The following is a 24,652-nucleotide window of genomic DNA, read 5'->3' as shown; positions in this document are numbered from 1 at the left end:
TGAACCCTAAGCATTTTCCACCCTACAACTACCGTAATTAATATTCAGAATCTCCTATTGGAGTTTCTTGAAAAAACTTCACGCGAATCGATTTAGTTTTTTCGCTATCAGCAGCAGTGGCATTCATCACATATTCAATTAAGCTGTCTGTGAAAGGTATGCGCAAGTGGAAAGTACCATCTGGTTTAAGTTTAATCGGATGACCGCCGATATTCACGCTTGAACCAGGCTCCGTGGCTCCGTGGATAATCAGTTCTGCATCTGCTATGAACCAGAAATCTTTTTCTGGGCGATTGAATACACGAATAATGCCTGAACGGGCAAGTAATAACCAGCGACTATCATCAGTCATATAGCCAAGTTCTACCATGTAGTTGCGATCGCTCGCGGGAATAGCTACATAGCGATCGCAAATTGTCTCCTCACATTCATATTGCTGAACAAGAACAGGAGCTTGATAACTCAAATCAATGTCAGTGACATCATAGAGTTTCAATGCAAATTGAGAACCACCGCCCTGCCGCAGCATTTGTTTAGCAGTATCGGCAACTTGCCAAGACACATAAGCCCACTTGGGAGTACGAGGTACAAGAACAATGCTATTCTCAATATTTAAATATTGAGATTGAGCATTTTCACTGGTGCTAGAAGTTTGCAAATCGGCATTGAGATTCTCATGATCATGGATGCCGTAAATAGTAGCCCACGGCCCGATAGTTGGATCTGTTTCTGAGTTAATATCTGGTTGAGTTATGTCTTCTAAAACATTAGAGCTAGGGCTAGATACTTGCTGAAGTACTGTATCTTCCCCTGCTTGGGCTTGCATACTCAATTCGTCTTCGCCAAGATCAGGTATTTCTGGAGCAGAAGTATTCATTGCAGAAACATTAGACTGTTCTTCAGTTATAGCTGTTGGAGCTGGAGTTTCTTCCCAAACATCAGGTAAAGGAGGGTATGCAGTACTGTCAAGCGTAACTGGTGCTTCTAAATCCTGCAATGAAACTCCAGAAGTGTTTGACTGTTCGGTTACAAAAGCTGTGTCTGCTGTTTCTGGAATCTTAGCCACTGTGGGAGGTGTAGCATCTACCTCTTGTGATGGGATCTGTGCATCCAATGAAATCTGCGGAACTTCAGGCGGTTCTGCATAGGTAGTGATTACTTGTTTTGACAAGATTTTCTCTTCAGATATATCTTCCCAAACATCTGGAAGTGGGGGATATTCATCTTTTACTACTTCAACATCATGATTATGAACTGAAGTTCTCTGCCATTCAGCTTCTGTTCCTTGCTCAGACGGTTTTTCCCCAGATGCAGTTTCTGTTGGTGTGGTTGGCGGAATTTCCTGAGAATGAGCATACAGCGGATCTGGCAATACTGTGTATGAATTTCTGACAACTGTCACCGGTGCTTCTAAATCAAATCCGGTAGTATCAGTAAACGAAGGTGTGACTGGAGGTGTTGATTTAATGGTAGTTTCATCAACCTCAGTAAATGTGCGATCGCGGTCTACTATTTGTGAATCTTTGCTCGATAATAAGGTTGCGCCTGCTGCTACAGAATTCCCATGATTATGCGTAAGATTTTCTACTTGATTTTGGTGAGATGAAACTTTAGATACTTTTTGTAGCAAGTTGGAGTCACCAATTTGAGTTGTACCATTGCTAGCAGAACCAACACCTGCCATCTGGGGCGATCGCGTTTCTTCGAGAGCGGGAGTGGGCTCAGATGTTGCGACAGTTTCTTTTGTCTTATTCTTGGGTTTTCTTCGTAACAACCACAGCAATAATCCGCCTAAACCTAAAAACGGTAACACCATCCACCAAAGCGCTGTTTGGTTTTGCTCTATTTGATTGCCCTCAACAGGAGTATTTGCATCAGTTACAGTAGCTGGAGTTTCAGTGATGGTTGTTGGTGAAGCAATTGCAGTTGGAGCTTCTTCTGTAGTAGGTGAGCTAGTGACGCTATTTGGGGTTGCAGTCACCGTAAAGGGTGTTGGGGATTCTGCTTGAGATAGGCTGGCTCTGATCGCCTCTGCTTCGGCAGCCATTGCAGCCTGCACAGCTTGCTTTCCAGGTGAGTTGGTGGCAAAACCCAGAAAACTACTCACGTTTGGGCTGGAATTTTTCTTGTAAACGTATACAAAAGGTTGTGAAAAAGGATACCTAGCGTCTTGTGGCAAAGTGTTGTGTATCCTGAGAATGCGCACACCTTTGAGTTTGGATACCTGATTTGCTAAAACATAGCCAATTCCGTCTTTGCCCAACTGCCTGACAACTTCGGCTGTGTTGTCCTCAGTTAGTTGAGTAGCATTTGCACCTGTAGCAAATTTAGCGCGTCTGAAAGCTGGATAACTGCGAAAAGCGTCTCTGGATTCATTTGTGGCTGGGCGATCTATAAATCGAATTTTACCTGGACGCCTCCCTAATTGTGACCAATTTGTAATTTGTCCCCGAAAAATCCTGGCAAATTGCCGATTCGTCAAGCTGCCTTTGAAGGGGTTGTCTGCACCTACTATGATCGCAATTTTTTCTCGCCGTAGTCTAACTTGCTCTAAACCTTGTGCTTTCTCTTCTGGTGTCAAACCACGACCAATTGCTGCTATGTCTATTGTCCCTTCTTGTAATGCTTTTAGTGCTGCCTCAGTACCATTAGCTGTTACTTCTACCCTAGTACCAGCAAACTGTTGCTCAAATTTTTCTTTCATGGTTTGGTTAATTGTAACCATGCTGCTCGAACCATCTATCCGCACTACTGTATCACTTGGTACTGCTGATGGCAGTGAAAAAGACGGTACATCAGCCGCAGATTGAGCTAATGATGGTTCTAGGAGCGTCAAATTCGCTGTCATTGGAGTTGTAGCTAACGCCAGCAATAACGCTAAATTAATTATGGAACTATCTTTTTTGTCTTTTTGCCACATATGCTTTTTAAGTGAAGATAAAGGAAACAAAAATTAGCCTGTCCTAATAGTTGTTTTTTCTAGAGGAGAACGCGCTAATTATACAACCGTGTTATTTTTTTGGTTACAATAATAATCGTATATTTTTATACTTAGCATCAAGATTACCTTGCTTTGCAGTCACATCAGTACCATATCTATATTTTTTTAAAGAAATTTAAATTAATCTTTTTTAAAGAAAAATGGCGATTTTGACTTTTTTTCGATTTTGGCAATACTTAGACGTATTGCTTTTACAAGCAGATTAATGTCATGGAAAGATATTTTTGTTTTTATGTCAGAAAATATCCACAGTTAATTACTAAGAGAATATTTTAAAAGTCCTCTTTTCAGTAGCAAAAAGTCTTAGATCCCCCCAAATCCCCCTTCATAAGGGTGGCTAGGGGGGATCAATAAGTGCTGAAGCTCACAATCAACTACTTTTCAAACAACCTCTAAGGTAAATCTACTTGCTAAGTAATTTACTGCTCGAAATGTCATTAATCGCAGCTTTTTGATTACTCATTAAAATCTCATAAGATTAACATTAAATAAATAATTGAGATGCTCTAAAATATAAAAATACACAAAAATTTATTTATTGTAAGAAATATTGATTCAGTAATAAATTAAAGCCTGCTTTTGGCAGGCTCAAAACTTGTTTTTCGTAATCCGCGAGTGTCGGCTAGCTTGAAAACGGACTCCAGGGAGTGGGTATTAGGCAGGTAATAGCTGATTACGATTTCTCCGTGTCCCCGTGTCCCCGTGTCCCATATCAAGGAATTAAAGGCTTAGTTGCCAACTCACCCAAACCGATCGCTGTTAACAAATTTGTCCACTCTGTCTGAAGGTAGTAATTTTGAGGATTTTTTTGGCGCAGTTCTGCTAGTTTGGTGAGAGCGTCATGCCAAAAGCCATTGTTAGCGTAAATAGCGACTTGCTGTATAGGCTTTGCTTTTTGCAGTTGTTTAGCCAAAGTTTGGTTGAGTCCTGTACGTATAATTACTCCTTCAACATAAATAGGGGCTGATTGTTTTTGAGGATCGCAGTAAATATTAAAGAACCAGCGATATCGTTTGCCTACTTGCAATGCAGAAACGTTGGTAGGTAAAGGAACATCGATCACACCTGCTTGTTTTGGTAAAGCGATCGCACTTGTATAGAGCGGATCTTTTGACTCATCATCTAGCATCGTAAATTCAGCCGGATAGGCAGAGTTAGTCGTGTAGGGTAGGTAAAACCATAATTTTGGGTATTCTTGTGTCGTTAATCCCCAGACATTGACTATCGATGGTGGTTGCTTTGTCAAAGGAACTAGGGCAGCTAAAGGCTGTTTGACAGTTGGACACTGTCCCCTTGTCGCTCCGCCAAATCTGCGCCCCCCAGGAGCAGGGCCTATTCCTGGTGGCAGTTCGGGTAATACAACACGTACTCTTCCTTTAATAGGAGCAGAAGCAGGTAGTGGTGATGAATTTAAGTTTGGTTGAGGAGATGGTGTTGAAATTGGCACAGGGTTCTGTGCTTTAACCCAAGTAAAATTATTTAAAAAGCTAGTGCTACTGAGGGCAACTGCTAAAACCAGTTTGACCGATGGTAAACTAATCCTCATAAGCCCTCCCTCATTTTAATAATTGTCAAATATGTAAGTAAGATTGCCTGTTAACTATTAAAAATGAATCAACCAATTAATTTTGACTTTTTAATTTAGAGTGCTGAATTGATGTGACGCTCACTGTTGCCAGAAGTGCCAATACTGAAGGTACAAATGGTATCCAATATCCCCCAATCAAGAAACTTAAGCAGATAATATAAATAATTCCAGAGGAAACAATTATAATCACAGCCAAGCGTGGTAGTAAATGTCGTGTTTGCCAAGTCAGCAATCCTGCTGCTAAAGCCCAAAACCAAACCCACAACACCTCAGCAATGGGGTGCCATGTCCTTAGTAAAGGACGTCTATCAATTACAGCGCTAAGAATCTGGCTAATCATATGGGCTTGTAGCAATACTCCCGGCTGTTGTTTGTCTAACTCACTTCCATAGGATGTAGCCCAATAATCTGGAAAATCACCTTTGGCAGCAACACCAATGAGCACAATTCGGTTTTTGATGGCGTTAGGATTAACTGAATTTGATAAAAGTTGCGTCAGCGTTACTTGTTCGGCAACTTGCTTAGAAGAACGATAATTTAATAATATTTGACCACCATTGGCGTCGATTTTTTGATAACCACCTCTTCGCGATCGCAAGCGTTGCAAAATCATGTGATCAAGTTGTAAATCTCCTTGAGGTGTGAACTGCGGTTGAATACCTAGAGAATGTAAGTAGTGGATTGCTAGTTGCGTACTAAAGGCATAGTTTGTAGGACACGGTGATGTTGCTTCTTGTCTCATAAATAATAGATGCCGACGTACCACCCCATCATCATCATTGACAAAATCGCTAAAACCCAAACGGGGTTCGGGAATCTCCGGTGGTGGCTCAATGCCAGTGGTATTGCCTCTGGCATAACTACCTTTACAAACCCCGATTAAATTGTCGGTTTTTTGTAAGCGTTTGGTTAAATCTGGAGATTCAGCAGAGAAATCACGGTAGATATCTAAACCGATCGCTTGAGGTTGATACTGTTGAAGTTTCTCCAATAAAAGATTGAGATATTTGTCAGAAACAGATGTACCTTTGAGAGTTTCGCCTTGACGGCGTTGGGCTGCTATGTCAGCATCATCAATTGTTACTAACAAAAGACGCGGATCTGGCCCTTCATCAAGCACAACAGAGCGCGATCGCATCATTCCATCAAAAGCTTGTAACTCCCAACGTTGTAAAAACCCAAAAAATCTTACTCCCACCACTACTGTAGTTATAACTGCACTAGTAAGTAAAACTTGAGTACAATTACGTACAAAAGACGAGACAGCAATTGTTTTGACTGCTTGTTTCGCAGCAATTGTGCCGGTAATATCTTGCCAGGTGGATGGTACTTCCGCAAGATTCTGGCAAATTACTGGTAACCAAGTAGCGCAGGGAAATTTATCTTCTAGTCCTTGGAGTTGTTCTCTTGCTTCCCGCACTGCTAAATAAAAACGCTCACCAGCAGCAAATCCTTCTAGAAAATACTTTAAAAACTCTTGCGCTACTAAATCAGGCACAGGTTCGCGCATGACAATTATTTGAGGGATATGTAAGTCGGCTAGCTGTTCTGCCAATCCCAAACCATCACAAGAGTTGAAAATTGCTAGTTGTAAGCCCCGTTCTACGGCTTTTCTTAAAGCGTATTTTAATTCACTAATACTTAGGCTATCAGTTTGATTGAGAAATATGCGCCCAACACCATTATTCCCCTGACTAGAACTGTGTCCAGCAAAGAAAAGAATATCCCAGTTCTTCTGCCACAGAAAGTCATTCAATTCTTTACGTTGTGGTTCCACCAAAAAGCTGACTTCCGCTGCTGGTAAAGACTCCAACAAAGCCTTGTCTCTTTGAGTATTAATTCCCTGACTATTGCCGATAATCGCTAGTATATTTACTTTGTGATTAAATGTTTTTTTAGAAGCAATTCGTTCATATCTTAAAGGTGCGATCGCAATTTCGGCCTTACGGTAACGTTCCATCACATCCCAAAGATGCCAAGGTAATCGCTGGAGATCCCGATTATCTGTTTGCAATATGACTCGCACTTCGTCTGTCGGCAACAATTGTTCTAGCCATTTTTCCCGAACGGGGCGAAATTCGCAAGCAAGTAGCCAACTATTGAGATGCGATCGCAAAGTATAAGCAGTTTGATCGCAGTCTTGAACTATTGATACATTTGTTACTTGTACCTTGTCTGCCGAGAGGCGATAACGGTTACCCATCTTTAGGTAACTAGACTGCCACTCTCTGTACTTTTGTAACAATTCCGTTGCTGGAGGTAACCTGCCTGCAATTTCCGATGAAGGTAGCTCACCTTCTGTACCAATTTGCAGTGTGACAGCAAATCCTTCTTCAAAACTACCGTCTGAGAATTTCAGAACTACTAACTTACCCATAAATCAAATAAAGTATGAAGTCTGAAAATAAACCTTCATCTCAACTAAATTACAAAGCGTTCCGTTACTTGGGCGTCATTCAATGCTACTTGAACGCTAAACTGCTCTGTGGGTTCTCCTCGAAACTGTAATTGAATGTAGTTGTCTGCACTTCTTGCTTGAGCCTCTAAAAACACCACTCCTGACTGATCTAAAACTGTAAGTTTTACATCCTGCGGAAGGTAATTTTGACTACCTGTGGGATGTAATTGTAAGCGAACACTAACTTGTTGATCTATATGAGGACTAATTTCCACTATCAAAATGACGAATTGGCTAGCAATTTGGATTCCCAAATCAATCAGTTTTCCTCGTCGGACAAATTGTTCTGGCTGAGTGGAGGGAATTTTTTCCATCAAATTTTTACTTCTAAACACAAAATCTGGTGCAAATTCTGGTTGATTCCACAAGGATTCTAGTGTCTGCCATCCTGTTTCAAAGATTCCTGCAAACCACTGACTTAGGCTCACTGATTCTGGAACTATTGATTTTAGTGTGGGTGATAGGTGTTCAATCAAAGTTTCGAGAGGTTGCAGTTGACTCAGAGGCAGTTCTTGAGAAGTAACATTACGGACAAAACCCAGCACCTTTGCTTCCAATTGAGACTCATCTACCTGCACAACTAGATAAGCGATCCGCTCTTCCCAAGTTTCTGGTGGAATGTAACAAAATTGCTCATTTAAACGTATGGGGCGACACTCTAAACTGCCAATTCCTGGTATTTCTATATCAGCTACATCAGCACACATACGTATCACAGGGTTCCAAGTGTTGCTAGACCTCAAATCAGTAGGAATATTCATCATTTGCAAATAGTCATTGACTACCAGCACACAGAGTGTATTCAGACGGACTCGTTCAGCACTTTCAGAAGTTGGTTGCTGATTGGCAAATTGCTGGGCAATTATGCGAGCTGCTTGGGTAATAGGCAAAGTTAAAGCCTTATCGTCTAGCTCAAATTTAGTCATGAGTTCATTTCAAGAGAATGGATGCTGCTGTGTATTTATCGCTCACAATCACGCAAATTACGCAAAAAAATAGTTAGTCGAGGCGGGTGTATGTAAATATTTATCTCTGAAAAAACAAGGCAGCACTTTCTCTTTCCCAGGCTCCAGCCTGGGAAAGCATTAATTGAGGCTCTGCCTTCTCTTCATGAGGCGGAGCCTGCCAGTTTTCATCACCATGCTCTGCATGGTAATGAGAAAAAACCCTGTTCCCTTTCATTTACAACCAATTTCCAATCAGCACATAAGCAGACCAAAAACCAGGTGCATTGTAGTTAGGATGTTGAAGCAATTGAAGTTGAGCACGGCGAAGAGCTTCTACTTTGGTGATACCAACATTTTTTAGTTCTCGATAGAAAGCGCCGATAAACTGTGCTGTTGATTCGTCATCAATCTGCCATAGAGAAGCTACTGTACTACGTGCGCCTGCCCTTACAGCAGCTCCAGCGAGTCCTAATGCCGCACGTTTGTCTCCTGCTGCTGTCTGACAAGCACTCAATACTAATAGTTGTACTGGTGTTGATGTGGTTTCATCTCGGCGACGAAGAATATTGTCGAATTCCGTAACGTTAATTGGGCCATCGGCAGCTAAAATAAAGGTTTGCTCAACACGAGAACTAAACTGACCGTGAGTTGCTAAATGCACCACGTTAAAAGAAGTAGCATTCACTTTGTTCTCTAGTGCTTGACTGGTAAACTGCCGATCTAAAAGGTCGGTAGTTGATATCCCAGTTTCATTAATCATTTCGATTTCAGTTTTGATTGCAGGTAAGGGTGCAAAGTTAGAATACCCTGGTGGCGGCTGAGTTAAACCCGCAGTCAGAGCTTTCAGTTGCTGTGGTTGTAATGGTTTGGGATCGAGAAGTTGCAAGCCGACACTTAGGGCCACTGCATACTTCTCTACTAAGTATTGTCTACCATCGTAGAGGACAGACATTGGTAGATTACGTAACACTCCATCGGGAATAAAAACTAGAGTGTTTACTCCACTTGCCGACAATTTCGATTCAATCGGTTTAATCAGCCAGTTATAAACTTGCTGTGACTGTAATCTCACAGCTTTGAGCGCCGCAGGATTGATAAGGTTTTGCCGCAGTTCTACTACTGTTTTTTCTACTTCTGCTTGAGAAATTTTAATCCGATGATGTTGTAAGGGTTGTTTGGGAATTTTGACAATTACCTGAATTTCTTCAGGAAGAATGATAGGGTATAAAATAGCAGCAGTAGAATTTTCTTTGTCTACAATTTGGTCTAGTAACACTCGCTGACCTTGTAAACAAGCTTGCCGAAAGAAGTTATCCAATTCTGCTAGCTGTAATGCTTCTATGATTTGGCGTGCTTTCTCTAAAGTTTTTTCGTCTGGTTGTTTTTGTTGTTCTTGCAGTAGTAATTGCACTGTTTGCCGATAGACTGGTTCTACACTGTCTCGAAAGTTAAATCGCAAATCTTGGTTAACCGCTGCTAGATCGCTGCGCAGAGATTGCAGAGTTTCTACAGCAATTTCATATGCTGCGATCGCTCCCTCTGAATCTCCTTGTGCTTTTAAAAGTCTTCCTAACTGCCACTGCCACCGATAGGCAATTTCTGATGCATTGCTAGCTTGTGCTAGAAGTAATGCCTGTTGTGTGAGGTTTTGTGCTGCTTGCCACTGCCCAGTCTGTTCGTATAAACTACCCAAACTTCCTAGAGCATAAGCTTCTGCTCGCTTGTCATCTAAACTGCGGGCTTGTTGCACAGCCTGAGCTAGGAGTTGGGCAGCAGAAGACGCAGAGACATTATCAAAAATATTCCCCGTGTCCCCACCTCTCCTTGTCTCCTTGTCCTCTTGATTCCCTAACTTGGCTAGGCTCTGTGCAAAATTAATTCGAGCATAGATACTGGTACGGCTGAGGGGAAGTTGCTCTAGTTCGGATTGTATCTTTGGTAATAAACTTAAGGCTGCTTTTGATTGTCCCTCCTCAATCAAGAGGCTAAGGTAACTTAGTTGTGCTTGGACTTTGACTATGAGTGAGGTAGATTCTTTAACTGTTTGTTGATAATAGTTGATCGCTTGTTGTATTTGGTCTTGAGCGCGGGCATTGTTACCTAAACTAAAAAGACTGGCAGCAATATGATCGGGAGATTTTAGGCGCTTGGCGATTTCTAAACTTTGCAACAGGTAAATTCGAGATTTTGGCAAGTTGCCAACTAACTGAAAAACATCACCAAGCGATCGCAATGTGATCAATTTTTCTAAAGAATCTGGTTGCGATTGTAATATCTGGTTTAAAACCGACAGTGTTGTTTCTGCACGACGATAAAATCCGCTTGACAACAATGCTTGAGCTTGATTGATTTGCGATCGGACTACGCCGTTTCGATCCGAAAGCTTAGTGTAAATATCTGCTGAGTGCTGCCAAGTTTTCAAGGCTTCTTCTGGCTGCCCTATTGTTAATTGCAAACGCCCTTTAATATCTAGTGTTTGAGCCAATATTTGCGGATTTGGAAGATTTTTCTGCTCTGCTCTAGTGCTAGTGTCATTTTGAGTCCTATTTTCTATTTTTTGATAGCCAAGAATATTTAAACTCTGTGCGATCGCAACTTCTGCCTCTTTCCAGGCACCGAGTTGCTGATAAGCGAGGGAAAGATTGCTCAAAGTTGCCGCAAGTTTGTTGGTATCTCCTTGCTGTTGGTAAGCTTCGGCTGCTTGTTGCAGTACTTTTACTGCTTCTGTAAATCTTCCGGCATCGTAGAGTGCTTTTCCTTGTTGTAAGGCAGAAGTAGAAAGTTTTGTAGAGACGGCAACAGGAGAAAGGTTACTCTGAGCTAGCTTTGCTAAAGCTGGTAAGGTGGTAATGCATAACACAATAGTGAGCAATACCAGAATTAAAAAGCGGAGAGTAGAGGAGAATTTTTGCCATTGCCTCCCTGCCCCCTCTCTCCTAAAACAGGATTGGCAGTGATGGAAAAGTAAAAACCGCTTTCCTGCCATAAGGTTTTTATAGGTTACAGGTTACAGATTATAGATTGCGGGATATTGCTCATAGGTTATTAGTTACAGATTACAGATAAATTTAATTTACTCTATCCCCTGTCTTTTAACCCTAGTCAATTAAACCTGCTTCTCTAGCCCGAATTTGAGTGACGACGCGGACATTTTTCCCTTGATTTTTTAATTCCTGACAATCAATGCCCAACAAGTTTTGGAGCCGATCCCAATAGTGGCGTACCATGCGTTCCGATACACTAATTTCTTGGGCGATCGCTTTATCTTGCAGCCCTTCTTGAAAGGCTAGAGTTAGCAGTTTCAGCAACTCTGGTTTGAGTTCTGATTGAAAATAAATTGTTTGAATATCTTTGAGATGAGTTAATCCCTGTAATGCCCAACTAACTCTAGTGAGCATTTCTCGGCTAGAAAGACATTTATCAGCAATTGTAAAGCCTCCTTTGTGGGAATCTATCTCAGTTTTTAATTGCACTAATTTTCTAATATATTCGCTTTGAATCACAATATTTAGCTTGGAATAGCTATTTAGCAAATACCTAAGTAGTTGAATACCTGTAGTAGTCCTTGCCGTCGTACCTGGTTTTTCTGGAAGACAAATATCCATTACAACTAAATCAGGCTGAAATATAGCAATTTGATTTAAAGCATTCTCAGCAGTTTTATAAGTAACAATTTTTGCATCCGGATACTGGGCTTGTAGCAATTTGAGTGTTCCACTCAGACAAATTTCGTGACCATCAATTAAAAAAATTTTAAGTTTTGGTTGAAGTAAATCTTTGTTCATGCTTGGTTCTCACATCTCAATACTTATGGGAATTTGCTTGATTTTCCCTCTGTGTGCCAAATCTTCACAATAAAGTATAAAGGCGGTATTTCATTAGTTGAGGGAAAAATTACAAAGCCACCTTATAGCTAAGAGGCACAAACCGAGTCATCATTAAATAAAATTGGATTCCAAGAAATTCTTAGAGCAAATATAAAGAATATCGACAGGTATCATTAAACACTTTAATTCTCCTTACACCATTAATTAACCCAGTTGAAGCAATTTAGTTATTCCAATGGGATATTCTGTTTGAAATCAAACAATTACGTAAATCTTTACAAAAGTTTACATTTTTCTGAGGCTTGTGAAAAGCTTTGTGTGTCATGGGGAATTCGCAAATTAAAAAGCTATCGAAAACTAGCCTTTGTAGTCTTGTCGTTAATCAATAATATCTATACTTTTGTACTATATTGTACAAAAATCATCTATTTTATTCAGTTTTTAACCTTTTGTTAGCTTTTAGTTAACTACGATTGCTTAAGTGGAGCCAAAATTTAACATATAGATATCATTAGCTTAATTAAGTTGGTGCTATTGCAGAAATTTTAGATAACTACAACAAAATTAGAGAGCACATTTTACGAGATATCCAGTTCTATTTAGTTATATTTTTACTCCATTTTACTACGCATTTAAGTATTAAATTGTGACCTTTGCTATTGAATTTTTAATATCACTACACAGCTTTTTCTTCAAATCGTAAAACAACTAAGATTTAAATTATATTTGTTGGTATTTTTAAACCTCACATCTTTTATTGATAAGTCATTCGATTGTAATAGTGTTAATTGACCTATTTGGAAATTCCAAACATTCTATTTCAATTCCTTAAAAACAATTGCAAAATCTCATCTATCTATAGATATATATTTTAGATTTTCTAAGATAGACAAAATATAAATATCCACAATAATAAGATTAAATCAATTAGACACAATCAGACAATCGTAGGAGTAATTTTTAATGATTAGTTTACCTAGATGGTTGTTAGCCAGTACATCTTTATCAGCTTTATGTTTGACAGTGATTGCATCTGCGCCGTTCAGAACCTATGCTCAAAATTCAACACAGACTGTTTTTCCTGATGTTGAACCTAATTATTGGGCGCAACCATTTATTCGTGGTTTGGCTTTAAGAAATGTTATTACTGGATATCCAGATGGTACATATCGACCAGAACAAACTATAGAGCGTGATGAATTTGCCGCAATAATTCGCCAAGCTTTTGATCAACAGCCAGTACGGCAAATAGCAAGTGGAGCTGTCTACAAAGATGTTCCTGCAAATTATTGGGCGACTAATGCAATTGAGGAGGCTTATCAACAAGGATTTATGGCAGGCTATCCTGGTGGTTATTTTCGCCCGCGTCAAGAAGTTACCAAAGTTGAAGCGATTGTAGCTTTAACAAGAGGTTTGGATTTAACTCCTGCTACCTCAACAGCACCAGCAACTACTGCACCGAGGAGACAACAAAGAGCAAAAAGGCCAATTTTATTCTTTCCATTAGCAATTACCTCTTTAATGCAGCCTTTAATGGTTCCACCAGCCCAAGCAGAAACACCACCAACAACAGCATCAACGGCAACTCCTCAGCGCCCGGCATCAGTTCTCATTAGCGAAACTTACAAAGATGCCAATCAGATTCCTCAATATGCAGTTGGCTCGGTAGCAACAGCAACCCAAAAAAATATAGTAGTCAACTATCCTAATTCCAATGTCCTGAATCCTAATCAGCCTGCTACTCGTGCTGAGGTTGCTGCTCTGATTTATCAAACCTTAGTTGCTCAAGGTAAGATAGAACCTATTGCAATTAATACACCAGCTTATCAGTACATTGTTCGTACTAATAATACCAGCCAGAATAGTCAATAGTATTCTTCTGATTCTTAATTGCTAATTCATAATCAATGTAATTCAAATTAGAAGTTGCATAATTATGAATTGCGAATTTTTAGTCAAAGGTAAAGTACTACCATCTGAATCAAAATCAACGATATACGATATATCATATATTGATTTGTGGAAAATGTAAGCCATCAAAAACTCGTTGTTGATATTGTTGATGATTGAGCAATTAATATCTGCCACTGGGTAAGAAAAACAAATCTATTGTTTCACCTACTCCCAAACCAAACGCCGCAACCAAACTTAATAACAACAGTGCATCTCGTTTACTAAAGCCTGCAAAGCGTAACTCTATTTCAGCTAAAACTGTAGTTGCTAATGGCGTCAGAACAAACGTAAAAAATAATGACCAAGTTGCTACTAAAGCAACCGATGCACTTAAACATAAGACTACTATTAAAATCTGAGAACCATATCTAATTAAACGGTCTAACCAAGTGAGGCTCTGCCCGACAACTGTAAGCACTAAACCTACTACCAATATTCCCACAACCCAAATAATGTGGTGAACAGATAGATACCACCCTAAGAAAGCATAAGAAAGCCACAGTAACACTACAGGCGTCCAAGGGAACTGATTGAAAATTTCAACATTCATAACCTAACTGTTAACCCTGCTGGATAGAGTTTGACAATGGTTGTATGAAGTATAAATAATAATTAGAATTTTATACGTAAAGCTTTTCTCATGTATGCTTCATAAGAAAGATTATTACCAATTTTTCATAATTTAATAACTTTGTGATATTTGTATATTTTGTAACTTTTCATTTTATTTGTATGGAGATAATCCGTAATTATTAACGATGTGACTATTTCGTTATATGCAGAAACTACGTAAAGATTTTCTAAGCAATTTAGCTAATTCGTGTCATTAGTAGAGACAATAAAAGTTTCACAAAAATTGTGAAAGTTAGAGATGTTTCTCAGAACGGTTTAACTTCGGTCAAGATAAAATTTTGCTATAAGTATAACGATCATGGGTGAAATTTTTCACAGGCAAGTTTTCTTTCTTAGCAAAAGTAAAGTAAGCTAACACTGCAATTGCATTACTCATACTTCATAATCACCCCACAGCATCTACAAGCTTCTATTAATTTGTCTCAAATTACTTCAAGAAAATATGTCATCAGTCATTCAAGCAAGAACAAATACTTCGGAAATTGCTGCCAATACTTCTACCCAGGAAAAGCTACATTACCAAATAGTCATTGTTGGTGGTGGTACCGCAGGAATTACAGTAGCATCTCAATTGCACACTAAGAATGGTAAACTCAACATAGCCATTTTAGAGCCAAACGATAAACACTACTACCAACCAGCTTGGACTTTGGTAGGAGGAGGGCAGTACAGCATTGATGCTACGGTTAAGTCAGAAGTAAGCTGCATTCCCAAAGGAGTAACTTGGATTCAGGATTATGCTGCCGAAATAGACCCCGATAATAATACCGTACTTACTCGTTCTGCCAAACAAATTCACTACGATTACTTGGTGCTATGCCCTGGTATTCAAATTGACTGGCATTTGATAGAAGGCTTGCAGGATGCATTAGGTAAGGGAGGAGTATGCAGTAATTATGCGTTTGAATATGCTCCCTATACTTGGGAGGTAATTCGGAATTTTCAAGGGGGGAATGCCTTATTTACCTTCCCTGCAACTCCGATTAAATGCGGCGGTGCGCCCCAAAAAATTATGTATATGGCTGATGATGCCTTCCGCCAGCAGGGTGTTCACAACAAAACTAACATGATATTTTGCTCTGCTGTCGGTGCGATTTTTCCCGTTCCTGCCTATGCAGAAAGATTGCTTAAAGTAGTTGATCGCCGAAATATTCAATTAAAATTCAAACACAATCTCAAGGCAATTCGGGCAGAAGCTAAAGAAGCTGTTTTCGATGTCACCACAGATGAGGGTGTACAACAGGTAGTCATCCCCTATGACATGATTCACGTCACCCCGCCAATGAGCGCTCCTGATTTCATTAAAACTAGCAAGCTAGCTGTGGCTGAAGGGGCTGGTAAAGGTTGGGTAGATGTCAATAAAGAGACTTTGCAGCACAATGTATATCCAAATGTCTTTAGTTTGGGGGATGCTTCTTCATTGCCAACTTCCAAAACAGCTGCTGCCATTCGCCGACAAGCTCCTGTGCTGGTAGAGAATTTGCTGGCTATGATCAACTCTAGCTCTTTGACAGGAAGCTATAACGGCTACACTTGCTGTCCGCTAATTACAGGATACGGCAAAGTCATCATGGCAGAGTTTGATTACACTAACCAACCCATGTCTACTTTCCCAATCGATCCCAGAGAGGAGCGTTATAGTATGTGGCTGGTGAAGCGCCATATTTTACCTTGGGTTTACTGGAATCGGATGTTGAAGGGTAAACAGTTTGAGGGTGATGTTTTGAAGTTGAAAGGGTGGAAGCAAGCGCAGAGTTGATACTGAAAGTGTTCAGATCCCCGACTTCTTTTAAATAAGTCGGGGATCTGATCGTGGCGGAATACTAGTGTCTATTGATGTATCTTAATTTTGCGAACTATTTCACAGATGAATCTCTTGATCAAGTTCGTTATAGCATTTAGCTAGGAGTTCTTGACATAGGAGAATTACTATGTTCTTGATGCACAAGCCTACAGGAGATTTAATCGAAATTTTAACCTTGGATCAACTCTTCAACCCCTGTGCCAAAGAAGTGACAGGAGTCGATCACTTTGGTGAAGAGATGCAAGATCCGGCATCCTATCAAAAGATAGAGTTGGCGTTTCCTTCTGGTGAACGTTTGCCGCGTTGTTGGCTCGACGCTCACTATCGCGATACAGAACGTTCTACCAATCAAAAGGAGCTAAGTCTAAAGAACGGTTGATTATTTTATAAGAGATAAAAACAGCAATTTTGCTGTGTCGTCTAACATAAAATTACTCAAAACAACGACGTTTTCTGAAGTGGCAATAAAAATCTGAAATTTTTCGATATTGAAGGGCGATCGCTGCTAATCAATTTGACTGATTTATCCCAGGCGATCGTCCGTTGCTATTATCTACAAAAATGATTATGTAATGATTTAATTAGACTTTTAATTATGTCTTTTACCTGCAATCATATTCTACAAAAACATACAGAAATCTGGTATGAGGCTACTGTGCATCCTTTTCTCGAAAATTGTAAATCAGGTACAATTAAACCCAACCAATTTAATACATGGTTGGTACAAGATTACCTATTTGTAATTAATTTTACGCGGATGCTGGCAAGAGTATTAGCTAGTGCGCCCCCACAACATTTTGATGTGATACTTACAGGATTAGCAGCACTTAAAGACGAGCTTAATTGGCTTAAACAAAAAGCTACTGAACGACAACTTCATCTTGATATAGAAAAACAACCAACGTGTGAACAGTACTGTAAATATATGCATAGCCTAGCTGATATGGCTTATCCAGTACAAGCAACTGCACTGTGGGCTATTGAATTTGCCTATAATCAAGGTTGGCAATTACCTGGTGCAATGCCCGCACCTTATAACGAATTTGCAGATAGATGGGGTAATTCTGACTTTACAGCATATGTAAAACTGTTAGAACAGCAAGCTGATCAAGTTTTACAAACAACTTCTGTTTCTATTCAAAACCAAGCTGAAAAAGCTTTTATAAAAGTGGCAAAATTGGAAAAAGATTTTTGGCAGATGGCTTTTAATGCGGTAAAGTAGCAATATAAATAATCAATTTCAAGGCTCGTATTTCACTATTGCTTGTCGCATTAATATTGAGTTCAGACAATCAACACTACCTGTAATTAATTTACAAGTTTCTCTGACTTCTGAAAGTCCAACAACGATGCGAACATATAAACCATCATCTAACTCAGTCGTGGACACCTCATATAAAAACCTTGTTTGAGAGTTTGCAGCTAGCGCAGTAGCTAATGCAGGTGTTGTACAAATAATAGCTTTTTTACCAGAGGGTAGATAATAATCAATAAAAAAGTCATGGTCTTTGCCAACATTGCCCCAACCATTGTACAACTGTTTTGAAGACCAATTTAAACACCTCAAATCCAGTCCTTTATTATTTGAACCCTTTTGAAAGGCAACTTTAGAAATCCCGAAATAGTTATTATCGTTTCGCTTTTGTTCTGCTAATACTCTCCTAGCATTATCAACATCTATTACTCTGATTTTGAGAATATCAAATAGAAAAAAAGTAAACGAGGCTAGTAAAAACACTCCTAAACCTATTGTTGTTGCCAATATACGAGGCTTAATTTGATATGGTATTGTAATTTTTTTCATTTTCACATGTACTTATACAATGGAGATAGTAACTTTACTTATTTACAAATTCTACTTACAAAAATCGAATCATTTTTAACAGTGGTGTGATTTAAGATTGTATGATTATAATCTGAGAATTGAATTATTTTAACAAAAACTTCTCTTAACTATGTAAGTAAATAATCTCAGAACTTAAGTATAAAAAAATTATTTATGCAGTATTCAATATGCCAGATAATATATCTCATAACTCTTACTATAGTGCTATCTATTTTCTAAAACAAAATCCTGAAATACGTTTGCAAATTCTCAAGAAACTTGGTATAGCACGTTATGATTTTTTAACTAAAATTTCCTTAAATGAGGCAAATATAACTTGTGTAAACAGATTTTTGCAAAATCCTGATCAACTAAAATTTTCTAATTTAGTAGGCTCAGATTTATCTGAGTTGGATTTGAATAATTCTAACTTCATTCGCGGTAATTTTACAGATGCAAATTTAAGCAGAAGTAGTTTAGTGAATTCAGATCTAATCTTTGCTAATTTTACAAGAGCAGATTTGAGAAGTGCAAATTTAAGGGGTGCAATTTTGAATGAAATTATTTGGGTTGATACTTTAGTCGATGGATGTAAACTTGGTGAAGGAATTGGTTTATCTAAAGAGCAGTGTCAAAATTTAAAATCTCGCGGTGCTAAGTTCAATTTTATATAAAATAGGTTAAGTGAAATAATAAACCACAGAGAGATTCGGTAGATAGACCTAGTTGTAGAAGCTTTTGCCATCAAAGTAGCTTTTCATCTAGGAAGATAGTACACAAAGTACACTAAAAAACTAAGATAAAATTTAAGTTGGGAAGAAGAAAGTTAATGAATAATGCAATTCATCTACCAAAAAAATTAATGTTACTAGGTTCGGGAGAACTCGGTAAAGAATTTGTCATTGCTGCTCAACGTCTTGGTAATTATATCATTGCCGTTGACCGTTATCCTCACGCTCCGGCAATGCAAGTTGCAGACTGCTCAGAAGTCATTTCTATGTTGAGTGCAGAAGACTTGGAAAGAATTGTCAGCAAGCACCAGCCAGATTTTATCATTCCAGAAATTGAAGCAATCAGAACGGAAAAGTTACTGGAATTTGAACAACGAGGAATTACAGTTATTCCAACAGCAACAGCTACTAACTATACGATGAATCGAGATAGAATTAGAGAATTAGCAGATCAACAATTAGGTGTTAGAACTGCTAAATATGGTTATGCTTCTACTTTAGAACAGTTAATCGCTGTTTCCGAACAAATTGGATTTCCTAATGTTGTTAAACCTGTAATGTCCTCTTCTGGGAAAGGTCAATCTGTAGTTAAAGATAGCATCGAGGTTGAGAAAGCTTGGAACTATGCGATCGCAGGTTCACGAGGTGACGCTCAAAAAGTAATTGTTGAGGAATTTATAGATTTTGAAATTGAGATTACTTTGCTGACTATTAAACAGTGGAATGCTCCGACTATTTTCTGTCCTCCGATTGGGCATCGTCAAGAAAGAGGGGATTATCAGGAATCTTGGCAACCAGCTGAAATTGCGGAAGAAATGATTTCACAAGCACAATCAATAGCGAAAAAGGTTACTGATGCTTTGGGAGGTGCTGGAATTTTTGGAGTTGAGTTTTTTATCACTAAAGATGAGGTTATTTTTTCTGAACTTTCACCCCGCCCTCATGATACAGGAATGGTAACTTTAATCTCACAAAATTTGAATGAATTTGAATTACATTTAAGAGCTATTTTAGGTTTGCCTATTCCTCATATAGAACAATTAGGATTTTCAGCTAGTGCTGTAATACTAGCCTCGGCAAAATCAGATGCAATAGTATATGCAGGTGTGGCTGAGGCTTTATCAGAAAAAGATGTAGATATCAAGTTATTTGGTAAACCTAATGCTCATCCTTACCGACGGATGGGAGTAGCTTTGGCTAAGGGCAACAGTGTACAAAAAGCGAGAGAAAAAGCTACAAGAGCCGCCGATAAAATCAAATTACTATAAAATACTTTTGGCTATTGTTTGTGCGATCGCAAAGTTGATATCAATACACAGGGTGCCATAGAGAATTTTTAGCCACTTTCTAGCTCAGTCATGCTACAGCCATAATATTTAGGTTGCAAATGGTAGTGGGCTATACTTCCCTCACTTTCAGGAGGAAACTTTACATTGTTGAACCACTCATTTTGGTTCTATTTATTTGTCTTCTTCGGGTTGATTGTTGCCCGATACTTTCTCTTTGCTGGGGGAGCCTATTTGCTCTTCTATTTACTACTGGGGAAGTCACTTGCCAGACGGAGTTTACGGCGAAAGCCTCCGATGGTTCAGTCAATTCTAAAGGATGTTGAATTATCCGTGCTATCGGCTGTAGTTTTTGCTGTTTGTGCGGCGCTGATTATGTCAGAGTACGATTTGGGAGTAACGCTCTTGTATACTGACTTGCGGGAGTATGGGTTGTGGTATTTAGGAATTAGTTTTGTTTTGGTGCTCATCCTTCAAGATACGTACTTTTACTTTATCCATCGGATGTTTCACCACCCGTCACTTTTTAGGTGGATGCATTATGGGCATCACCGTTCAGGAGATTCAACACCGTGGACATCTTTTGCATTCGACTTACCAGAGGCGATCATACAGGCACTCTTCTTTGTCGGCATAGTCTTCATAGTTCCACTCCATTTCATCACCTTAGTTGCCGTGCTAATGACGATGACAGTGTGGGCAGTGTTAAATCATCTTGGATTTGAAATATTTTCCTCGTCATTTAAAAGCCACTGGTTTGGCAAGTGGTTGATTGGGCCGATGCATCACTCGATACATCATCATAAATATAAAGTACACTACGGACTGTATTTTACATTTTGGGACAAGCTGCTTGGTACTGAAATAGAGAATTATGCAGGCATAGCTGAAGGCGTAACAATAAGTAGTATAAAAATTGAGGAATGAATTGTTGTTTGAGCAGACAATGCTATGGATGTAAGCAGTGCGATCGCTCCAACCACCTCTAACATCACAATCCCAAATCCACTGCTATTCTGTGAGCGCAGGCAAATCCAGAAAAAGCTACCGCATTCAATCCTTGCCCTGGAAATGTACTATCTCCTACACAATACAATCCACTAATAGCAGTTCTGTTAAACGGCATTGCCAGTAAACCTCGCAATTTACGCCGAGGAATTGCCCCGTAAGTACCATCTTCCCGCCCTAAAAAGCGGCGGTGGCTACGTGGTGTTCCTACTTCCAAATAATCTAGCCCAGCATCTAACCCCGGAAAAATTTTCTCCAGTCGCTCAATGATTCGTCCGGCGGCGGCTTCTTTTTTCGCTTCATAATCATTTACACAAAGCCCTTGCCAATCATCTATCCAATGTGGCGTGAACGCGTGGATGATATGATGTCCCGCAGGTGCTAACTCCCGATCTAGCAGTGTGGGAATCGACACGAAAATAGTACCTTCTGGATCTGCCATTTTTTGCCAGTCTTCTAACAGAATGTGATGGCATTCTGCCTTTGCGGATAACACAGAAGCTTTCACACCCATATATAAACTCAAAAAACTGGGTGATTTCTGATAATTTTTATGCCACTTTTTCTCATTAAGAGGCATTTTACTTGATGGAAGCAACTTCTGGAAAGTATCCCAACGTGTAGCGTTTGATACGATACGCTTGGCATAATAAGTTTGACCATTAGCCAGTTTAACACCTATTGCTCGTCCATTGTTTAAGAGAATTTGCGTGACTCTTGCTCGGTACTTAATTTCACCTCCAGCATGAACAAGTCCCTCCACAAATTTTTGGGCTATTTGTCCCACACCACCTTTAGGATAGTTCACTCCGCCATAGTGCCGATCTGAAAATACCATCCCAGCATTGATCATGGGTGTCATATCCGCTGGTACTACTGACCAGCAATAGCACTCCATATCAATAAATTGTAATAATAAGGGGTCTTTTATATATCGTCGTGCAACATCTCCTACATTTTGCGGAAAATACTGTAACAATCTAAGACAAGCCAAAGGATGCTGAAAAAACATCCGCATCAGATAGCGTGGTTCTTCCAGTGATAATAAGTCCATGCTATTTAGGCAATTAAAGACTTTCCAGCATTCGCTATAAAATTGACGAATACCTTTAGCTTCATGAGGAAAATATGCAATTAAATTTTGCAAAAACTTTTCATAAATCCGTTCAACCTTAATATTTAGATCATTGGGCAAATGATAATGAATCTGCACGGGATCGGGAATTACTTCTAGACTAACATTAACAGCATTCAAGGCACGGGTAAGCAGGTTAGTTGTACCACGCTGCCCAAATCCGAAAATCATTGATGCACCGACATCAAAGCGATAACCTTGCCGCTCAAAATAGCCAGCACTGCCACCAGGAATCAGATAGCTTTCGAGGACAAGTACTTGAGCTCTTTTTGCTGCTAATTGAGTTGCTGTTACCAAACCACCTATTCCAGAACCAATGATGATCGCATCATAATCGGGATTGGGGAGTGGGGACTGGGGACTGGGGATTGGAAGCATGAAATCAGTCATTTTCAAAATTGGTGCATAGTAATATTTATTACAATTATCCTATAGATACACGTGTTTTTACTTCCTAGCCCCTGTCTCTAGCTCCTAGCCCCTAAGATTCTCCAAAAAAAAAGAGGGACGAGCCTGCAAAGCTGGCTGATCCCGTCTGCCGATCCTTAAAGAGAGGAGAACACTGACTGTTAATATAACTTTGATTGAGAAAGTATGTCAACTATTAATGAAAAAATTTTTCAATAATTTTTAGGAGCATGAATTTTGAGCCGATAGCCGGATATTCAGAAAGAGTATTATGATGTTTCAGTTGCTATACGATTTGTAAAACGCCTATTTCTGGCTATGACGCTACAATTGCGTGTTTACGTTCCACCCCATCCCCTAATTAAACATTGGTTGGCAGTTGCTCGCGATGCTGCCACACCTTCAGTATTATTTCGCACTGCTATGACAGAACTGGGACGCTGGTTGACTTATGAAGCCGCCAGAGAGTGGTTGCCAACTCAAGAGACAACAGTAGACACTCCTTTGGCTTCTTGTCCAGCAACTTTGATTGATCCGGGCGTACCAGTGGCTGTGGTGCCAATTCTGCGGGCAGGGCTAGGATTACTAGAAGGAGCACAAACATTGCTGCCGTTGGCATCGATTTACCATTTGGGCTTGGAACGAAATGAAGAAACACTACAGCCTTCTTGTTATTTAAATAAATTGCCAGAAAAATTCCCACCCCAAACACGTGTACTAATCACTGATCCGATGCTAGCAACGGGTGGTTCTATGCTGAAAGCCCTAGAAGAGTTGACACAGCGGGGTGTCGATCCAACCCTAATCCGGATTGTATGTGTAGTGGCTGCTCATCCAGCTTTACAAAAATTGAGTACAGCTTATCCTGGTCTAATAGTTTACACAGCTACTATAGATGGGGAGGTAAATAGCCAAGGATTTATTGTACCGGGTTTAGGAGATGCAGGCGATCGCACCTTTGGGACTTAAGCTAGTATGCAGCTAGAACAGATAAGTAGCTAAACAATCCAAAACTTGCAGCGTTTCTTATTGGCGGTAAAAATATGAGTCAGCGTGATGGTTTTGCAAGCGGTTTTTTCTTCGGAGCGATTTTCGGTAGTGTAGTAGGTGGGATTGTAGGTGCAGTAGTCGCTTCTCGCACTGACGACAGCGAACTATCAGCCGAAGAAGAACGTCAAATCACTACCGAGCCAGAAACCAAAAAAGCATCTTTGAGGCGGCGTTCTATAAAAGCTCTAGAAATTGACGGCATGGAAATGGAAACGGCAAGGCGATCGCTAGAAGATAAAATTGCCCAATTGAATGCAACAATTGATGAGGTGCGACAACAACTAGGCAACGTGAATAGTAACTCTAACCAGGGAAGTCACGAAAAGCCACTCACAAAGGATGCATAGAGAAGTTTACAGGAGCCAAACACTTCTTGTGGTAGATACCAGCCAGAAACTTCATACGCCACAGCATAAGCTACCTTAAAATCAAAATATAAGACCGCAGTTTACACTTACGCTAGAAAGGAAACTCACCCATTCATGGATTTACTGATTGCCACACTGGCTACTTTTATCCAAATTTACAGCACTTTACTGATTATCAGGGTGCTATTGTCATGGTTCCCCAATATCAACTGGTACAACCAACCATTTGCTGCTTTAAGCCAAGTTACTGACCCTTATCTGAATATCTTCCGTAATATAATTCCCCCATTGGGTGGAATCGACCTTTCCCCCATTTTGGCATTTCTGCTACTTAACATAGTTGGCAATTTACTCTATTCTCTAAGAGGTTTGCCATTGCTTGGTTAGATTAGAAACAACAAAGCAAGTAAAATTACGATTGTAGAGACTTTCTTGACAGGAGTCTCTACAATTTATTTTTTTGTCTTTAAGTAACCAGACAGAATTAATTACACATTTTTCCTGTTCCCTATTCCCTGTTGACGCCAGTCGATACAACGCGCTTAACCCGACGCCAGGTGCTACAAGGGGATCACTGGCTCCGCAACGCACTGGCTCTCCTGTTCCCTTACCTAACTAGATAATTTATTT

The 24,652-nt window shown here is 39.7% G+C and carries 20 protein-coding genes; 10 read left to right on the top strand and 10 right to left on the bottom strand.

Features of this window, described 5'->3' with window-relative positions; all coding sequences use genetic code 11:
• Nucleotides 1–37: 37 nt before the first annotated feature.
• The 7 genes from U2718_RS19870 to U2718_RS19840 all read right to left on the bottom strand — a co-directional run bounded on the left by U2718_RS19870 (nt 38) and on the right by U2718_RS19840 (nt 11,779).
• A complete protein-coding gene (locus U2718_RS19870; RefSeq protein WP_342002222.1) occupies nt 38–2,920 on the bottom strand; it encodes a substrate-binding domain-containing protein in 2,883 nt (960 codons plus the stop codon).
• A 793-nt stretch (nt 2,921–3,713) separates the two neighbouring features.
• Nucleotides 3,714–4,547, bottom strand: a complete 834-nt coding sequence (locus U2718_RS19865; RefSeq protein ID WP_342002223.1) for a DUF928 domain-containing protein — start codon at nt 4,545–4,547, stop codon at nt 3,714–3,716.
• A gap of 76 nt (nt 4,548–4,623) precedes the next feature.
• On the bottom strand, nt 4,624–6,966 hold the full coding sequence (locus U2718_RS19860; RefSeq protein ID WP_342002224.1) for a CHASE2 domain-containing protein: 2,343 nt from the start codon (nt 6,964–6,966) through the stop codon (nt 4,624–4,626).
• A gap of 44 nt (nt 6,967–7,010) precedes the next feature.
• Nucleotides 7,011–7,973, bottom strand: a complete 963-nt coding sequence (locus U2718_RS19855; RefSeq protein WP_342002225.1) for a DUF1822 family protein — start codon at nt 7,971–7,973, stop codon at nt 7,011–7,013.
• Nucleotides 7,974–8,073: 100 nt separating this feature from the next.
• On the bottom strand, nt 8,074–8,229 hold the full coding sequence (locus U2718_RS19850) for a hypothetical protein (RefSeq protein WP_342002226.1): 156 nt from the start codon (nt 8,227–8,229) through the stop codon (nt 8,074–8,076).
• Nucleotides 8,230–10,980, bottom strand: coding sequence for a CHAT domain-containing protein (locus U2718_RS19845; RefSeq protein ID WP_342002227.1), 2,751 nt, complete (start codon nt 10,978–10,980; stop codon nt 8,230–8,232). It abuts the gene before it with no gap.
• 112 nt (nt 10,981–11,092) lie between these two features.
• Complete coding sequence (locus U2718_RS19840) at nt 11,093–11,779, bottom strand: DNA-binding response regulator (RefSeq protein WP_342002228.1); 687 nt, start codon at nt 11,777–11,779, stop codon at nt 11,093–11,095.
• Between the two features lie 1,005 nt (nt 11,780–12,784).
• Here U2718_RS19840 and U2718_RS19835 point away from each other — a divergent pair.
• The gene (locus U2718_RS19835) at nt 12,785–13,693 is read left to right on the top strand and encodes an S-layer homology domain-containing protein (RefSeq protein ID WP_342002229.1); all 909 of its coding nucleotides are present in this window, start codon (nt 12,785–12,787) and stop codon (nt 13,691–13,693) included.
• Nucleotides 13,694–13,895: 202 nt separating this feature from the next.
• Here the strand turns inward: U2718_RS19835 and U2718_RS19830 are convergent, their stop codons facing one another.
• Nucleotides 13,896–14,324, bottom strand: a complete 429-nt coding sequence (locus U2718_RS19830) for a hypothetical protein (protein WP_342002230.1) — start codon at nt 14,322–14,324, stop codon at nt 13,896–13,898.
• 525 nt (nt 14,325–14,849) lie between these two features.
• Between U2718_RS19830 and U2718_RS19825 the strand changes: the two genes are divergently transcribed.
• From U2718_RS19825 to U2718_RS19815, 3 genes are all read left to right on the top strand, one after another.
• The gene (locus U2718_RS19825) at nt 14,850–16,166 is read left to right on the top strand and encodes an FAD/NAD(P)-binding oxidoreductase (protein ID WP_342002231.1); all 1,317 of its coding nucleotides are present in this window, start codon (nt 14,850–14,852) and stop codon (nt 16,164–16,166) included.
• Between the two features lie 172 nt (nt 16,167–16,338).
• Nucleotides 16,339–16,590, top strand: a complete 252-nt coding sequence (locus U2718_RS19820; RefSeq protein WP_342002232.1) for an acetyltransferase — start codon at nt 16,339–16,341, stop codon at nt 16,588–16,590.
• Nucleotides 16,591–16,806: 216 nt separating this feature from the next.
• Complete coding sequence (locus U2718_RS19815) at nt 16,807–17,433, top strand: TenA family transcriptional regulator (protein WP_342002233.1); 627 nt, start codon at nt 16,807–16,809, stop codon at nt 17,431–17,433.
• Between the two features lie 18 nt (nt 17,434–17,451).
• On the opposite strand, the gene U2718_RS19810 is transcribed toward U2718_RS19815, so the two are convergent.
• Entirely contained in the window at nt 17,452–18,015 is a 564-nt protein-coding gene (locus U2718_RS19810; RefSeq protein ID WP_342002234.1) for a hypothetical protein, read from the bottom strand.
• Between the two features lie 209 nt (nt 18,016–18,224).
• On the opposite strand from U2718_RS19810, the gene U2718_RS19805 reads away from it, so the two are divergent.
• From U2718_RS19805 to U2718_RS19795, 3 genes are all read left to right on the top strand, one after another.
• On the top strand, nt 18,225–18,710 hold the full coding sequence (locus U2718_RS19805) for a pentapeptide repeat-containing protein (RefSeq protein WP_342002235.1): 486 nt from the start codon (nt 18,225–18,227) through the stop codon (nt 18,708–18,710).
• Between the two features lie 155 nt (nt 18,711–18,865).
• Nucleotides 18,866–20,035, top strand: coding sequence for a formate-dependent phosphoribosylglycinamide formyltransferase (purT, locus tag U2718_RS19800; RefSeq protein ID WP_342002236.1), 1,170 nt, complete (start codon nt 18,866–18,868; stop codon nt 20,033–20,035).
• Between the two features lie 315 nt (nt 20,036–20,350).
• Nucleotides 20,351–20,980: a sterol desaturase family protein gene (locus tag U2718_RS19795; protein WP_342002237.1), complete on the top strand. Its 630-nt coding sequence runs from the start codon at nt 20,351–20,353 to the stop codon at nt 20,978–20,980.
• A 64-nt stretch (nt 20,981–21,044) separates the two neighbouring features.
• Here the strand turns inward: U2718_RS19795 and crtH are convergent, their stop codons facing one another.
• A complete protein-coding gene (gene crtH / locus U2718_RS19790) occupies nt 21,045–22,586 on the bottom strand; it encodes a carotenoid isomerase (RefSeq protein WP_342002238.1) in 1,542 nt (513 codons plus the stop codon).
• Nucleotides 22,587–22,922: 336 nt separating this feature from the next.
• Between crtH and upp the strand changes: the two genes are divergently transcribed.
• From upp to U2718_RS19775, 3 genes are all read left to right on the top strand, one after another.
• The gene (upp, locus tag U2718_RS19785; RefSeq protein WP_289793719.1) at nt 22,923–23,573 is read left to right on the top strand and encodes a uracil phosphoribosyltransferase; all 651 of its coding nucleotides are present in this window, start codon (nt 22,923–22,925) and stop codon (nt 23,571–23,573) included.
• Nucleotides 23,574–23,647: 74 nt separating this feature from the next.
• Nucleotides 23,648–24,001 (top strand): hypothetical protein, encoded by a 354-nt coding sequence (locus tag U2718_RS19780; protein ID WP_342002239.1) that lies wholly within the window; start codon nt 23,648–23,650, stop codon nt 23,999–24,001.
• Nucleotides 24,002–24,136: 135 nt separating this feature from the next.
• Complete coding sequence (locus U2718_RS19775) at nt 24,137–24,409, top strand: YggT family protein (protein ID WP_342002240.1); 273 nt, start codon at nt 24,137–24,139, stop codon at nt 24,407–24,409.
• The last annotated feature ends 243 nt before the right edge of the window (nt 24,410–24,652 follow it).

Source organism: Chlorogloeopsis sp. ULAP02 (genome assembly GCF_038404745.2).
GTDB lineage: Bacteria > Cyanobacteriota > Cyanobacteriia > Cyanobacteriales > Nostocaceae > Chlorogloeopsis.
Note: the sequence above shows the minus strand (reverse complement) of the source record. Positions and strands in the feature narration are given on the sequence as shown.

Excerpts from the sequence above, each read along its gene's own strand:
- U2718_RS19870 (WP_342002222.1), bottom strand. The coding sequence starts at position 2,920 with ATGTGGCAAAAAGACAAAAAAGATAGTTCCATAATTAATTTAGCGTTA.
- U2718_RS19865 (WP_342002223.1), bottom strand. The coding sequence starts at position 4,547 with ATGAGGATTAGTTTACCATCGGTCAAACTGGTTTTAGCAGTTGCCCTC.
- U2718_RS19860 (WP_342002224.1), bottom strand. The coding sequence starts at position 6,966 with ATGGGTAAGTTAGTAGTTCTGAAATTCTCAGACGGTAGTTTTGAAGAA.
- U2718_RS19855 (WP_342002225.1), bottom strand. The coding sequence starts at position 7,973 with ATGACTAAATTTGAGCTAGACGATAAGGCTTTAACTTTGCCTATTACC.
- U2718_RS19850 (WP_342002226.1), bottom strand. The coding sequence starts at position 8,229 with ATGAAAGGGAACAGGGTTTTTTCTCATTACCATGCAGAGCATGGTGAT.
- U2718_RS19845 (WP_342002227.1), bottom strand. The coding sequence starts at position 10,980 with ATGGCAGGAAAGCGGTTTTTACTTTTCCATCACTGCCAATCCTGTTTT.
- U2718_RS19840 (WP_342002228.1), bottom strand. The coding sequence starts at position 11,779 with ATGAACAAAGATTTACTTCAACCAAAACTTAAAATTTTTTTAATTGAT.
- U2718_RS19835 (WP_342002229.1), top strand. The coding sequence starts at position 12,785 with ATGATTAGTTTACCTAGATGGTTGTTAGCCAGTACATCTTTATCAGCT.
- U2718_RS19830 (WP_342002230.1), bottom strand. The coding sequence starts at position 14,324 with ATGAATGTTGAAATTTTCAATCAGTTCCCTTGGACGCCTGTAGTGTTA.
- U2718_RS19825 (WP_342002231.1), top strand. The coding sequence starts at position 14,850 with ATGTCATCAGTCATTCAAGCAAGAACAAATACTTCGGAAATTGCTGCC.
- U2718_RS19820 (WP_342002232.1), top strand. The coding sequence starts at position 16,339 with ATGTTCTTGATGCACAAGCCTACAGGAGATTTAATCGAAATTTTAACC.
- U2718_RS19815 (WP_342002233.1), top strand. The coding sequence starts at position 16,807 with ATGTCTTTTACCTGCAATCATATTCTACAAAAACATACAGAAATCTGG.
- U2718_RS19810 (WP_342002234.1), bottom strand. The coding sequence starts at position 18,015 with ATGAAAAAAATTACAATACCATATCAAATTAAGCCTCGTATATTGGCA.
- U2718_RS19805 (WP_342002235.1), top strand. The coding sequence starts at position 18,225 with ATGCCAGATAATATATCTCATAACTCTTACTATAGTGCTATCTATTTT.
- purT (WP_342002236.1), top strand. The coding sequence starts at position 18,866 with ATGAATAATGCAATTCATCTACCAAAAAAATTAATGTTACTAGGTTCG.
- U2718_RS19795 (WP_342002237.1), top strand. The coding sequence starts at position 20,351 with ATGGTTCAGTCAATTCTAAAGGATGTTGAATTATCCGTGCTATCGGCT.
- crtH (WP_342002238.1), bottom strand. The coding sequence starts at position 22,586 with ATGACTGATTTCATGCTTCCAATCCCCAGTCCCCAGTCCCCACTCCCC.
- upp (WP_289793719.1), top strand. The coding sequence starts at position 22,923 with ATGACGCTACAATTGCGTGTTTACGTTCCACCCCATCCCCTAATTAAA.
- U2718_RS19780 (WP_342002239.1), top strand. The coding sequence starts at position 23,648 with ATGAGTCAGCGTGATGGTTTTGCAAGCGGTTTTTTCTTCGGAGCGATT.
- U2718_RS19775 (WP_342002240.1), top strand. The coding sequence starts at position 24,137 with ATGGATTTACTGATTGCCACACTGGCTACTTTTATCCAAATTTACAGC.